We start from the raw sequence: 14,245 nt of genomic DNA, 5'->3' as shown, positions 1-14,245 counted from the left end.
ACTTTCTATCGTCAGCGTCTAACTATAATTTGGAACGTTACAAAGGAAACCGTTATGACAATAACAAAACAAAAAACGACTTTGGCGTTGGCAATAGCCAGCTTGTGTGGTTTGGGCGCTATGGTGTGGACGGCCCCAGTGTTTGCCGAGGAAGCAGCGTCGGAACCCGTTGAAAAGATTATGGTAACGGGGTCACGTATCGCGCGGGCAAACCTAAGTAAACCCGGCGCGGTAACCACAATATCTAGATCGGATATTGAGCAAACCGGGTTTAAAAATATTGGTGATATGCTGCAAAATCTAACGGTTTCCGCCAGTGCTCCTAATGCTTCTCAAAATGAAAATACGTCTGGCGTGACAAACTTCGACTTACGCGGTCTAGGTGCGCAGCGCACGTTGGTCTTGCTAAATGGCCGCCGCTTACCAAACGGGGGAAATGGCGCGGATGCTGCGGTTGACCTAAGTGCTATACCTACAGCGATTATTGAACGTGTTGAAATTCTATTGGATGGTGCCTCTTCTATTTACGGCTCTGATGCGGTGTCTGGTGTCGTAAACATTATTACTCGCCAAACGGGCGATATTTTTGAGGTCAGTGGCTCAATTGGCCAATCCGCTGAAGGTGATGCTGATACGACTTCTTTGGAACTCGTAACAGGGATTGTTGGCGATAAAGGGCGTTTTATGGTGAGTGCCAGCTACGATGAAAAACAAGAAGTGTATGCTGGCGACAGAGACTTTAGCCGCTATGATTTAACACTTAATCCCGATGGCAGTTACGGCCAAGGCGGTAGTTCCGCAATGCCATGGAGTAACCTAAAAGTCACGGATGAAAACGGTAAGGAAATATTTGTTACCCGAGGCCCAGAATATGGCGAGTGGCGTGAAACTATCTCCGATGCATCACTTGCACAAAATGATTTATACAACTACCAAGAGCCTAGCTTGCTACAAACGCCTTTTGAACGCTATAGCATGAGTGCGTTTGGCGAGTATGATCTTGGCAATTTGAAGTTTTCGGATGACGTGGTATTCAATTTCGAGGCGCTTTATTCACATCGAAAATCCACAACCAATGGCGCGCCTCAGCCATTAGTTCCAGTTTGGGGTGGGTATTTAGATTTTACCTACTCTCCTGATAACTACTACAACCAGCAATTTGGTCCGAAAGACAAAGATGGTAATCCTTATGCCATCAATGACTGGCGTCGCAGAATGGTAGAAACCAATGGCCGTATGAACCATGTGGAAAACAGCCAATACCGTATCGTGATGGCGCTTTCTGGTGATTTTAATGCAGATTGGAGCTGGGAGTTGGCCTACAATTTTGGTCGCAACTCAAACAAACGACTAAAAACCGGCATATTCAATTGGCCAGCGGCTAAAAATGCGGTTGGTCCTACCCACTTTGATGAGCAAGGTGTGCTGCGCTGTGGTGCTACACCGGATGCGCTAATTGCAGGTTGTGTGCCGCTTAATATCTTTGGCCAACCCGGTACCGACTCCGAAATTTCCGAGGACATGCTAAATTATCTCTCTGGTGATTGGCCGGGGATCCAACAAGGTCATAACCAGATTAAAATCGCCAGCGCGAACCTAAGTGGCGTAGTGGCGAGTTTGCCTGCGGGCGACCTAGGTGTGTCTTTTGGCATCGAAAATCAAAAAGTTGAGGCGCGTAATCAAACAGATGCCGTTTCTATTAATATTTTAGTCACGGATGGATTAGGTAGACCAACTGGCGGCGAATATTCGCTCAATGAAGCCTACCTAGAAGCTGTCGTACCACTACTATCAGACCACGATTGGGCGCAGAGCCTAGAGTTAAATCTCGCGACTCGATATTCAGACTTTGATACGTTTGGTTCGACCACCAATTCAAAAGTGGGCGTATTTTGGGCGTTGAATGAGCAGTTGAGTTTTAGAGGGACTTGGTCACAAGCATTTAGAGCGCCTAATGTGGTGGAACTTTATAAAGGAAGGTTACCTGGTTTTGAAAATGGCGACGATCCTTGTGCCGTAGCAAATCCAAACCAAAACTGTGTCAGCACAGGCGTTCCCGCTGATGGCAGTTACCGAGAAACGATCGGACAGATCAGAACTAATACTGGCGGTAACACCGAACTTGAACCAGAAACCGCGACGAGCAAAACACTTGGGGTGATTTATCAGCCGAGCTGGCTTACTAACGGTTCAATCACCTTAGATTTTTATGACATCCAATTAAAAGATGCCATTGGTAACATTAGCGCGGTGACTAAATTGAGTGAATGTATGAATAATGGTTTGTACTGCGACTCTGTACATCGTGTTCAATCTGGTGAGTTTCAGGGGGTGATCACCGGTGTTGATGTGTTTAATGAAAACCTCAATGCGTTAAACCGTCAAGGGGTGGACGCGGAAGTTCGTTTTGACATCGGGCAGTTTTCATTTGGTGATTTGAGTACCGCACTAAACTGGTCATTTGTGAGTAAACATGAAGTCATTGAACCAGGCCTTGTAACCAAAGACAGAGCCGGACAGCGCGTTAATGGCCAGATGGCGGTGCCTGAGCACAGAGTTAACTTTGCACTTAATTGGCAGCATGACGACTTTAGCGCAAGTTGGCAAAGTTACTATATCGATTCAATGTTAGAAGAAGTATCGGTTAAACAAGGCGACCAAATCGTTAACTTTACCAATACCGTTGATAGCACGCTGACACATAATGCTCAAGTAACCTACCATTTAGACTCTGTTGATACTCAAATTACGCTGGGCGTTAACAATCTACTGGATGAAGCGCCGCCTTTTGCGACGGGTAATGGAAATAACGCAGATCCCATTCATTCATCTTTATATTTGGGTCGTGAGTACTACCTAAGATTTAAGACAGAGTTTTAACTTCACATTGTTTCCCTGTGAGAGTAAGACAAAGCGGGCTATGTAAGCCCGCTTTTTTAGTTCGCAGTTTGGTGCGAAGTTCGTTCTGACGAAGTTGCGCTTGTGGTTTGCGCTGCGGCGTTGATCCGTGACACTGCCTTCCAACAGATCAAGGCCATTAGTGCTATTAGTCCAATTACAATCGCGAAGTCTACTTTAGTTTGTAGCGGTAATAAGTTGTATTGGTTACCGAAGTAGGCCAAATTCATCACTAAACTTAAACAATAGCAAATCCCACTTAGTCCTAATAACACCTTGCTAAAGGACAAAACATCTTTGGCAAATTGGCTACTTATCAGGGCGAAGAAAAAGGCTATAAACATAGAGGACTTGACGGTTTCTAATTTGTCGGCATGCGTCGCAGGAAGTAAAGTGGTTAATGTAAAGCCAACAGCAACCGCTAAAATCACCCCAATAAAACTGCCGCTGGTCAGTCTTTTGACAAACATTAGGCTTTTAGGACTTTGCTTTTTCTGCTTTGCTCGTTTGTCAATCCACATCAAATTGCCAGTAACAATTAAGTAGGCGGTTGCAAGACCAAGGCATAAAAACGCCAGTCGCATGCCATATCCAGCAAAATCACCAAAGTGGAGGCTTGCAATGGTAGAGAGTCCCGCTCGTACCGCATTATCATAGTTGTTTTCTGTGAGGTAAACTTGCGAATTGTCACTGAGCTTATACTGAATTTCTTTAATATTAGAGAAAGCATCATTGCTTTTTGCTGTAAAGCCCACCACCGCATTCTTGTCACCAAAGTGGCTAATTTCAACCATAGTAAAGGTAACATCCCCAAGCTTAGCCTGTGCTTGAGCTCTTAGTTGATCGATGCCTTGCATGGGTTGTATTTGGTTTATGGCCTCAATTTTTGGCTCGTTAAATCCAGCTGCTTGCAGTAATGCAGTTTGGTTGCCACCATAGAGCAGCACGGCGTATGAAATCTGGTAGATAATCACGAGGTTGAAAACAAGCCCTGTGAAGGCGTACATAATGTGAAAAGGTAGGCCCATCGTGCCAATCAGGTTATGAGCATCCAGCCATTTGTCTTTTTTACCTTCGGCGCGATATTGAAAGAAGTTTTTAGCAATTTTACGCCAATGGATCACAACGCCACTTAGTATAGCAACGAAGAAAAATAACGTAATCACTCCAACAAAATAGAGTCCAGGCCTACCTAACCCCAAATCGAAATGGAGTTCAAAAAGCAACGTAGAAAACTCAAACTTATCGGCGTCAGCAAGTACCTCACCAGATTGCGGTGATATCAATAGGTGTTGATCCTGATGATCCTCCCCCGTGATCGGGTGGGGCTGATCTAAATGGGTTGCAAAATATACTTCAATAAACGGATTATGCGGCGTAGGCTCTCGCATAAAAAAGCCATGATCGGTATCAACATCGTATTGTTGTTGAATAGAGTTTATGGCGTTGTCATAAGAAATTGTGGTTATTGACTCGTTTGATTGTACAGCCAGAGGTGCACGCTCCCAACCCCGAATATTATCTCTAAATAGGCTAAGTGAGCCTGTGATAAAAACGATGAATAATACCGTTGAAATAATGAGTCCAATCCAGGCGTGCGCTTCGGTTAATGATTGTAGTGTTTGGTTTTTCATTGTTTATCTCATTAACAATAATGCTGTATTTAATAGCAGCGAAGGGATAAAAATAGCAAATAACGGCTTGCAGGCTGCTTTTGCACTTGGAAATGCGTAGCTCCATACGATAAAACCCGCCCAGATAGGAAATGCTAAGATCAGACCCAGCATGAGTTTTGCCGATTCAGAAAATGGTAGTAACAAGTTGAGGTTTAGCACCAAAGAAATAGACAGTAATAATCCCAATGAAAATCCAAGTAAGGTTTTAGGCCACATAACTTATTCCCCCTACAAATAGAGATAACAAGAAGACTAATGCTGAACTGAGATAGAAACGTCTTATTGAATACCCACTTAACAAAGTTACTGAAACTAAACTAAACATCAAGATAACAAGTGCTGCTAACATCGCAGAGATAACAGGATATTGCACAGTTAAAATACCAAGTCCGGACAAAATTAGTAGAGTGGCTAAAGGATATGCTGCGAGTCTACTAATAGATGAAGCCAAAAATCGTTGTTTAGGGCTTGCCAAGTAGAGTAACACTGCGGCAAACCAAAATGGTATAATTGAGAAAAAGCTCATGATGGTGATAATCATTATTGTTTGCAATTGATTGTAATGATTATAGGTATGTTCTTCAAGGCTTGAGTAATAATTGTCACAAATTAGATAAATTAATGATATGGCAAAAGCAGGGCTGCACTGTGAGGCTTCAGGAAGTCACGGTTTGATCCCTGCTCTGTAGCACTTTTAGCTAAGTGTAAAAGTGCCTTGCATAATGGCGAAATGGCCCGGGAAAGAACAGAAGAACTTGTAGCTGTCACCTTGCTTTAACTGCTCAGTAGAGAAGGTCACTGTGGTTTGCTCGCCACCGCCAATCACCTTTGATACGGCTAAAACGCGACTGTCGTTTGGCTTTACATAGCTATTATTTGCACCTGCCGACATACCATCGGTTGCAACGGCTTGAACATCTGCTGCTTTGCTCAACACCCAGTTGTGGCCCATGGTGGTGGCTGGCAGTTTGCCCGTATGCTTTAACGTGACTGAAATTTCTTTACAGCTAGATGGCGCACTGAGTGATTTTTTAGAAAACTGCATCATGTCGTTGGCTTCGATGCTGAGTTCACATTCGTTTGCCGATGCAGTATGAGAAAACAGAAAGACACCTAGGCTAAGCAAAGTGATGGAAAGAGAGGTTTTCATATTTAACTCCTTAATTAAAAATCATTCTCATTATTATCTTTGCCGGGGTGAATGTAAATGGATGCAGATCAATAAAACGGTTCTTTGCGTGAAGTGACTGAAATTAAAGAGTGAAAAGCAAAATGAAAGCTTAACAGGCCCAGATATTCAGGGCATCAATGCAATGGAAAGCCGTCAAGCAGCCAAAACAAGAGGGTAGTTCTTTTAAAACCATTGTCTTATGGCTGATGTCGTTGGTGTAATCATGATCAGTCAAGACATCAGCTAATCCGACTTATTGCTAATTTGTTTATGAAGCAGTGATAGTGCAGTTATCCACCCTGCGTACCTTTTGCAGTGCCGAAAAGAGTCTAGTTTTGTCGTTTGCAAAGAGCTGTTCGGTGTTTATTATTTGGTTAAACAAGCCTGCCAGTTCATCCGTGAGGTTACCGTGCTTGGCAAGATGCTGGGTCAGTGTTTCAAGAATGGCTGCACCAAGCTGATTTAATGTGCTTCTTAGCTGATCCAAATTGGCATCTTCGTTTGGTACGCCTTCAGCCAGCCATTGTGCCCGGTATCTGTATTGAATAGCTTTTGCAGCATCCATTTGTGCTTGGAAAAACGCCTCAACGCTTGCACTATCCAGACATTGCTGGCGGGCTTGCTCTAGCGCTTTTGAGAGCACAGTGGCTTCACGGGATAAGTCTTCAATTGGCCTGTGTTGTTGTGCTTTAAACAGTGCTACAGGCTGCATCTGAGCAAGACGTTGGTTGATATGTGAGAATAGCACCTCAGCAGAGTCTGTTCGCGTTTTGACCAATGTATTTGCCTTTTCAACGACCTGTGCCAGCGCGGTGCGAGCTTCATCTTCGCTTATCGGCTGAGATCGTTTTTCCATTTTCATCAGACCAAACAGCGTACGGTTATCCGCGTTATCCTGAACGCTTACTTCACGTAGTGTCAGCTCTGGGTAAACCACTTTAAGTGCGCAGCTACCTACGGCAACGGTGTTTTGGTCAAATTGTCCATTTGCAAGTAAGCGAGCCGCTTCGTTGGTGCCTTTGGGCACGGGCTTGGTTTGTACCTGATGAGCATTGAGCCAATGACCAATTTGGTTCAGGGCTGCCGGGTGGGATGCTGCATGCGTAATTTTAGTTGTCTTGTTCAATCCAAAAACACACATTTCGATAGGGATATACACAGCAGCACTCAGCTCAGTTACCTTGTAGTTACGCATCGCATTGACAATGGCTGGGACCAGTTGTCCTTCAATAGTGGAGTTGGCCAGCGCGCTAAAGGCCCAGCTCTGCGCTTGTGCGGCATTGGCATAAGTATGCTCCGGGGTGCCCGAGTAAAAACGCTCATACTCCTGCGACTGGCGGTTGGCGAGTAGGTCAAGTGCGGCATGATTAAAACTCCCCGGCCCGGCTTGTATATAAACAGACTCGGCCTGAGTTGTCAGCGTAAACAGCAGCGCGGATAACACCAGTAAGCGAAACATAAATGACAATTTCAAGGGCTTTTCCAAAGGTTCTACAGGCAAAAAACGCATCCTAACAGAACCTCTACGCGCTGTCCTGCAAGCGGAGTGATTTATTGATAACTCACAGCGCACTTTATGTACCTGCTTACTCGCCTTTTAGCATCAATGAGTACTTTTTTATTACCGCCAGCCAAACGCTTATAAAACGGAAAATAATCATGCCAAGCACGTTAACAAGCGTATAAAACTGTATCAGTGACAGGGTGGAAACGGCGGTCTATGCTTGAAATGACTGCAATTAAAGGGTGATTTTAAAGATGAAAAAATACTGGCTGCTGCCATTGTTGTTTACTCCACTATTTGTCAATGCGGCGACATCTTCTACCGTAACATTGGCTTCCGATTATTTATTTAACGGCGTGAGTCAAACTAAGGAAGACGAAGCGCTTCAAGTTAGTCTCGATTGGTTTGGAAAAAGTGGTTGGTATGCTGGAGGCTGGGTATCTCAAGTAGATTTTGGCGATGGTACGGATGTAGAAGGAGATCTGTATGGTGGCTACAAATTTACGCTAACTGAAAAATTAAAGCTTGATGTTGGCCTCTCCCAATATACCTATCATGGTGATGATGTGAGTTCTGATTACAACTATGCAGAAGCCTTTGCAAAGTTTAATTATGGCCAGACAAATTTAGACTTTTGGTATGCATGGGATTACTTTGGAACAGGGGCTGCTCACGGGATAGTGATGCTCACGCATAGTATCCCAATTACAGATCGGTGGTTACTGACGCTCGGGGTTGATCATTCAATGAGCTTTGATAGTGATAAATACGAATGGGAGTCGGGTGATGATGACTATACCCACTGGCATCTAACTGGAACTTACTCGATTAGTACTTGGTCTTTTTCATTGGGTTATGAAAGCAATGACATTGATTCTTATGCAGATTCTACATTTGTGGCGTCAATTTCAAAAACATTTAACTTCTAAATTTACCTTTTATTAACTTTTGTGTTGATTTTAGTTGCGAATTGTACTTTTATATAGCTATATGATTGATGCTCCATAACTTTTTATAGGAGTAAGCAATTGATGAGATAAATAGTGATAAAAGCTATGGAGTCGCAATGATGAAGGATACGATAAAACTAACAGCACTCTCTTTGGCGGTATTTTCTCGGTTTAGCTTTTCAAGCCCGCTAGAATTTGCCGGTGGTGCAGACATGTCTAAGTTAGTCGAGGCAGAGCACATATTGCCAAATCTCAATGACTACACAACAAACCTTGTGACCGTAAAAGGAGTGGTCACTCATGTTTGCAGAAAGTTAGGTTGCTGGATGACGCTGCGAGTAGCAAATGGCCTAGACGTAAATATCGAAGTTGAGCAAGGCGATATGGTATTTCCACTTGCTGCGATTGGCCGTGAAGCCCATGTGACGGGGCGCTTCGAAGCGCAAAACCAGCGCGCTTTGGCTTGCGTGAGTAAAGCAGACGATGAAGCTGCACTTATGCGTTTGGGATTTAATCCAACGGCCGTCACCATTTCGCATTTAGTACAGCAGATAAAACACAGCTAGGCTCCCAAACGTGGTGACATAGAGGTTTTTAAAGCGAAACGCCAGTATTACCGCAACCGTTGCGGCGACCAAATAGGGGTTGCTTGGCGTGATGGCAAGTTGCTTGTCTTGAATAAATACAATGGGCACCCAAATAGCGGTCAATACGCAAGGGGCGCTAAAGCTTAAAAAGCGCTGTAGTTTAGGACCGATAGTAAAAGGCAGTTGTTTTGCCAAAAATAAATATCGAGTTGCAAACGTGACGCAAGCCATGGCTAAAATAGTGGTGATCATACACGCTCCTTTTTACTTTGTAGCACATATCCTACCGACATTCCGAGCAGCGCTGAGGCGATTAAACCAAATTCAAAATGGATCAGTTTGAACACTAAGATAGTTACGGCCGACGTTAAACAGGCGCATAACACGGGTAATGCGTTAATACTCGGGACCACTAAAGCAATAAATATTGCCGCAATCGCGAAGTCTAAGCCAAGGTTGGTCAAGTCAGGTAAAAACTGACCTGCGACAATACCAATGAGCGTCCACAGATTCCATGCAACATAAAAGCTACCACCAGCGATGAGCGCATACACGAGCCGAAGTTTGCCTTGATAGGCACGGTGGTGATGGGAAAACGCAAATAATTCGTCAGTGAGAAAAAACGCAATGGGGCCACGCCATTTAAGGGGTTTATCTATCATTTTATTGCGGATCGCAAGGCCATAGAGTAAATGTCTCGCGCTAATAATAAAGGTAGTCGCAAGCAAGGTGATAAGCGCGGTGTCTTTGGCAATAAGCTCTATTGCCACTAACTGCGCCGAGCCTGCAAAAACTAATAACGACATTAACTGTGCTTCGAGCGGCGTAAAGCCATTTTGCACGGCAAGGGAGCCACACAATATTCCCCAAGGAAGCACGGCGAGATTTAATGGCAACATATCCCAAAAGCCTTTGCATACTGCGACTTTCATATTAACAAGCCTTGCTATATTGACTGGGAGTGATCCCCATATTCTTTTTAAAATGACGGTTGAAATGGCTTTGGTCATAAAAGCCTACGCTTAATGCTGCATGGGAAACACTTTTGCCACTGCGCAGTAATGCCTTGGCATGATTAAGCCGGTGTTGTATTTGAAAGGCATGGGGAGTGAGGCCGGTGTGGGCCTTAAACACACGAATAAAGTAAAAGGGACTCATGCCGACAAGGCTCGCTAAGGAGTCGAGTGATACATCTTCAAATAAATTATCCAAAAGAAAATGGCGTGCTGTGGTAATTCGTTGCTTAACCGAAGGGATTTTGGTATCGAATGTGACTTTGCCTTGCTTATTGCTTAAATAAGATAGCAGAGTAATAAGTTGAGACTGCTTTTCAAGTACGCTGGTATCACATTCTAAGACGTTAAAAGTGGTGTCCATGAGTGCCGCAAGCGCTCGGTCGTGTACCACTGCATCATGGAAAAAAGGAGCCATTGCCTTGCCATCACCAAGAAACTGATTAAATAGTTCAGGCGTTGGGTAGAGTGAGCGGTACGAAGACTTATCTTTTGACGCCTTTCTGCAATCGTGCACCTGCTCTGCATTAATCAAAATGACACTATGCTGACTAGCTAAGTGTTCACCGCCACTGCGGTAGAATCGCTGTGCACCACTATCCACTAAGGCAAGCGTATAGCCGCTGTGGCTATGTCTACCAAAGTCTTCCTGCTTATCAATGTTGTGTAGTACTTCTAGGCCACCGAGTTCACGATGAAAACTAAACTTTGAGTGTTGCATAATTCTCTCCCCCATTGATGAAAAGCGTATCTGTCTTCACTCAAAAAGTCTTGTACAAAATTGCACAATGCCACAAACAATAACCGGGTTAATAACGCCTAATGCCAAGTCTCTTTTTTGATCACGTTAACAAGGCGGTGATTGATTAAGCATCGGCCATCGATTACTTTAAGCTCGTCTTCATACACTCCGTTAAATACGGTGATTGGGGCATCTGATTGAGATTTTGGCTGCTGATAAAGAACAAAGTAGCTTTTAGCACTAAACTTATTTGCCTCGATAGGTTGAATATCGGCACTGGTTATCATGTGCATACTTTTTGTTGTTTTTATGGCTTGTTGCTGCCTTATTGTTATTTCTTCAGCACCAGTAATATTGATACTGAGTGCTGGGATACTAAATGTTGCATCCTGTGTAAAAACACTTTGGTATGCTTGTGCTGAACCCGAATCTCGATATTTTATGTAATTGTGCAGTGTCGTTTCACAGAGGCGCTGGTTACTGCTTGGCTTGGTGGTCATGCAACCACTCATAACACCTGCCGCTGCAACTAAAAGGAAATATGATTTCATAACGTAACCCTAATTTTTTGCTAATAATCTCAGTGAATTTAACCGTATTGTCAACCAAGCTAAAGCGTATGATTTATCTTGACGTAACGATTGCGTAAACATGTAAAGCCCCTTTACGGCTTTTTCTGCTACGGTTTTATTAGATGCTACTGATCTGTTAAGTGTGTATTTATATCATGCAGATTTTCACCTTATGACAATTTAATATTGACGAATAAATTAACTTAGTTTACTTTTGTGAAAGCGCTTACATTTTGCGTTTGTTTTTTTAACTTCATTTGTAAGCGCTTACATTTGTTGCTAGGAACGCGCTGAGTAGTCTTCCAGCGTATAGCTAAATAACCTGCTCTGAGAAACGATGAGTTAATCGACGGCTTATCTAAGCCTCAGGTTAAATAATAAAGTTCTTAGCATTCAACCATTTGACAACGACGTTTTGCATCGGGGTAACTGATGAAAATTGCAGCAAGAAAATTAACAAGGCTATGTACCGCAATCTCTGTGGCTATCATAGCGGGATGTGGCGGAAGCGCCGAGACAGAAACTAATTATAAATCCGTTGATACCACAGCGCCGGTTTCAGACTGGACGCTAGTGTGGAGCGATGAATTTGATAGCGATGCGATAGACACATCTAAGTGGACGCACGAGGTAAATTGCGACGGCGGTGGCAACAATGAAAAACAGTGTTACACCGACAGTGAACAGAACGCGTTTATTGCCGATGGCATGCTGAATATTGTCGCTACCCCTGCGCAAGCAGGCGCACAACTGCCGTATACCTCGGCAAGATTGAACACCAAATATAAAGCTGATTTTAAGTATGGCAGATTCGAAATGCGGGCCAAGCTACCAAGCGGGCAAGGCAGTTGGCCCGCGTTTTGGATGTTGCCTACGGATGAGGTTTACGGTGGCTGGCCCAAGTCTGGTGAAATAGACATTATGGAAGCGGTAAACCTCAAGGTCGCTAATGAAGACGGCTCGGTTGAATCTAACGTGCATGGCACGCTTCATTACGGCCGTGATTGGCCTAATAATGTTCACACCGGTAAAGCATACGCCATACCTGATGGTGTAAATCCAGCCGATGACTTCCATACCTATGCTGTGGAGTGGCAAGAGGGTGAGATCCGTTGGTACGTTGATGGTTATCTCTACGCCACGCAACGTCAATCGGAAGTTCGTTACAACTCAAAGCAAGAAGCGGTTGGTTTAAAACACCGTGGATGGTTTGCTGAATACTACGAGCAAGGCTCAGGCGAGCTGGTTACTCATTGGGATAGTGCGCCTTTTGATCAACAGTTTCACCTTATCTTAAACCTTGCCGTTGGCGGTGATTGGCCTGAAAACGTTAATAATAAAGGTATCGACTCGGACGCCTTTGTGAACGGACAATCGTTTGTGGTTGACTATGTCAGAGTGTATGAATGCGGCTCTAACCCTGAAACGGGCAAAGGATGTGAAACGGTGCGTCCAGGCTACGACGACCTTGAGGATGCGTTAGTCGAAGGCGAAGCACCTATTCCGTCGCCACCTTCTTCGGGTACCGCTAAAAACCTAACCATCTTTGATGATAATTTTAATGTTAACTGGCCAGCTTGGGATTGTTGTGGTGGCTCTACGCCTGCATTGGTTGCAGACGAAAGCCGTGGCAATGTTGTTGAGTTTATGGTCGGTGAGACGCCAACCGTAAATGGCTTTACCAGCCGTGCCGAATTTATCACAGATCCAAGCGGTAAAGCCTCGCCATTTGATGCAACGAGTATGCTAGAATCGGGCTATATTCGGTTCGATATGCAAGTGACACAAATGCCTTCAGACCCGAGCGCAGCATGGAAATTTAAAGTCGAAAGCCAAGGTGCTTCTAGCGCTGCTGAACTCGATCTTTTTGCAAGCGTTGAAGGACAATCACCAGCCGCAGGCTCGTGGCAAACTTATACCTTCCCACTACAGCAGTTGGCTGATGCAGGACTTGATGTGTCAGCCATTGATGTTGTGATGATCTTCCCAGCATGGGGGGCTGGTAATGGTGCTATCTATCGTGTTGATAAGGTTGAGATTGCACAGGATACAAACTTACCTTCGTTGACCTTATTTGAAAATGCCATTAACGCGCAGTGGCCGCTTTGGGATTGTTGTGGTGGCTCGACACCGGCTGAAGTCTCTGACGATGCGACGCATGGTATTGTTGCTGAATTCACGATTGGTGACACACCAACGGTAATGGGGTTTTCGTCTCGAACAGAAGTGGGCGGAGCTGGAAAGCCGTTTGATGCAACTGCAATTTTAGCAGGTGGCGTAGTACAGTTTGAGATGAAAGTCATGAGCTTACCGTCAACGCCTGATGCCCCTTGGCTACTTAAAATTGAGTCTGACAATGCCGCGAGTGCGGTTGAGCTACCACTATCTGAATCACAAGAAGGTGTAGCACCACAGGCCGGTGAATGGCAAACCTATACTTTCTCAATTGAAGCTTTGGCTCAGGCAGGACTTGACCCAAGTGCAATTGATGTGGTGATGATTTTCCCTGCTTGGGGCTCAGGTAGCGGTGCGGTTTATCGTGTTGATAACGCAAAAATCTTTCATCCTGACGGTGACAAGACGAGTGGCGGTCTAAGCTTATTCAAAGAGCAAGTTGCTGAGCAGTGGTCAATTTGGGATTGCTGTGGCGGCTCTACACCCGCAATCGAAGTCGACGAAGATGCAGCCCATGGTCAAGTTGCGCAATTTGTTATTGGTGCAACCCCAACTGTGATGGGGTTCTTAGCGGATGACGATGTCTATTATGATGCTTCCCATTTACTAGAAACTGGCGTAGTTAAGTTTGATATGAAAGTGACTTCAGCACCTGCAAATATCGACGCTCAATGGCTGTTTAAAATTGAGTCAAATGATGCCAGTGCAGCGGTAGAGCTTGCTCTGAACCAAAGCGCTGAAGGTCAAGCTCCAGAAGTTGGCAAATGGCAAACGTATACGTTTCCACTTCAAGCTTTGTACGATGCAGGACTCGATATTAGTGCCATTGATGTCTTGATGGTATTCCCCAGCTGGGGAATGGGCGAGGGCGCCGTTTACCGCATAGACAATGTTGAAATCGTCAGTCAATAAGCCAGTGTGGATCGCCAATAGTGCTTTGAACTCGGTGATCCAGCA

13 protein-coding genes are annotated in these 14,245 nt (G+C 44.5%); 4 read left to right on the top strand and 9 right to left on the bottom strand.

Annotated elements, in window-relative coordinates:
• Positions 1–54: 54 nt before the first annotated feature.
• A complete protein-coding gene (locus L1271_RS11025) occupies positions 55–2,880 on the top strand; it encodes a TonB-dependent receptor plug domain-containing protein (RefSeq protein WP_235367862.1) in 2,826 nt (941 codons plus the stop codon).
• Between the two features lie 56 nt (positions 2,881–2,936).
• Here the strand turns inward: L1271_RS11025 and L1271_RS11020 are convergent, their stop codons facing one another.
• The 5 genes from L1271_RS11020 to aroQ form a co-directional block, all read right to left on the bottom strand.
• The gene (locus tag L1271_RS11020) at positions 2,937–4,532 is read right to left on the bottom strand and encodes a PepSY-associated TM helix domain-containing protein (RefSeq protein WP_235367861.1); all 1,596 of its coding nucleotides are present in this window, start codon (positions 4,530–4,532) and stop codon (positions 2,937–2,939) included.
• A gap of 3 nt (positions 4,533–4,535) precedes the next feature.
• The gene (locus tag L1271_RS11015) at positions 4,536–4,790 is read right to left on the bottom strand and encodes a hypothetical protein (RefSeq protein WP_010607471.1); all 255 of its coding nucleotides are present in this window, start codon (positions 4,788–4,790) and stop codon (positions 4,536–4,538) included.
• Complete coding sequence (locus L1271_RS11010; RefSeq protein ID WP_157782821.1) at positions 4,780–5,115, bottom strand: hypothetical protein; 336 nt, start codon at positions 5,113–5,115, stop codon at positions 4,780–4,782. The genes L1271_RS11015 and L1271_RS11010 overlap by 11 nt, the downstream gene beginning before the upstream one ends.
• Before the next feature lie 153 nt (positions 5,116–5,268).
• Entirely contained in the window at positions 5,269–5,724 is a 456-nt protein-coding gene (gene azu / locus L1271_RS11005; protein WP_010607472.1) for an azurin, read from the bottom strand.
• A 289-nt stretch (positions 5,725–6,013) separates the two neighbouring features.
• Positions 6,014–7,219 carry a gamma subclass chorismate mutase AroQ gene (aroQ, locus tag L1271_RS11000; RefSeq protein ID WP_235367860.1) on the bottom strand — a complete coding sequence of 402 codons (1,206 nt, stop codon included), beginning with the start codon at positions 7,217–7,219 and terminating at the stop codon, positions 6,014–6,016.
• A 284-nt stretch (positions 7,220–7,503) separates the two neighbouring features.
• Here aroQ and L1271_RS10995 point away from each other — a divergent pair, with 284 nt between their 5' ends.
• Entirely contained in the window at positions 7,504–8,178 is a 675-nt protein-coding gene (locus tag L1271_RS10995; protein ID WP_235367859.1) for a TorF family putative porin, read from the top strand.
• Between the two features lie 137 nt (positions 8,179–8,315).
• A complete protein-coding gene (locus tag L1271_RS10990; RefSeq protein ID WP_235367858.1) occupies positions 8,316–8,765 on the top strand; it encodes a DUF4920 domain-containing protein in 450 nt (149 codons plus the stop codon).
• Here the strand turns inward: L1271_RS10990 and L1271_RS10985 are convergent.
• From L1271_RS10985 to L1271_RS10970, 4 genes are all read right to left on the bottom strand, one after another.
• A complete protein-coding gene (locus L1271_RS10985) occupies positions 8,739–9,038 on the bottom strand; it encodes an AzlD domain-containing protein (RefSeq protein ID WP_039491726.1) in 300 nt (99 codons plus the stop codon). The genes L1271_RS10990 and L1271_RS10985 overlap by 27 nt on opposite strands.
• A complete protein-coding gene (locus tag L1271_RS10980) occupies positions 9,035–9,718 on the bottom strand; it encodes an AzlC family ABC transporter permease (protein ID WP_010607477.1) in 684 nt (227 codons plus the stop codon). The genes L1271_RS10985 and L1271_RS10980 overlap by 4 nt, the downstream gene beginning before the upstream one ends.
• A 1-nt stretch (position 9,719) precedes the next feature.
• Positions 9,720–10,520 carry an AraC family transcriptional regulator gene (locus tag L1271_RS10975; protein WP_235367857.1) on the bottom strand — a complete coding sequence of 267 codons (801 nt, stop codon included), beginning with the start codon at positions 10,518–10,520 and terminating at the stop codon, positions 9,720–9,722.
• Between the two features lie 98 nt (positions 10,521–10,618).
• On the bottom strand, positions 10,619–11,092 hold the full coding sequence (locus L1271_RS10970) for a nuclear transport factor 2 family protein (RefSeq protein ID WP_010607479.1): 474 nt from the start codon (positions 11,090–11,092) through the stop codon (positions 10,619–10,621).
• A gap of 453 nt (positions 11,093–11,545) precedes the next feature.
• On the opposite strand from L1271_RS10970, the gene L1271_RS10965 reads away from it, so the two are divergent.
• Positions 11,546–14,200: a glycoside hydrolase family 16 protein gene (locus tag L1271_RS10965; protein WP_235367856.1), complete on the top strand. Its 2,655-nt coding sequence runs from the start codon at positions 11,546–11,548 to the stop codon at positions 14,198–14,200.
• The last annotated feature ends 45 nt before the right edge of the window (positions 14,201–14,245 follow it).

Origin of the sequence: Pseudoalteromonas sp. OF5H-5 (genome assembly GCF_021530695.1) — a bacterium.
Classification (GTDB): Bacteria; Pseudomonadota; Gammaproteobacteria; order Enterobacterales; family Alteromonadaceae; genus Pseudoalteromonas.
Note: the sequence above shows the minus strand (reverse complement) of the source record. Positions and strands in the feature narration are given on the sequence as shown.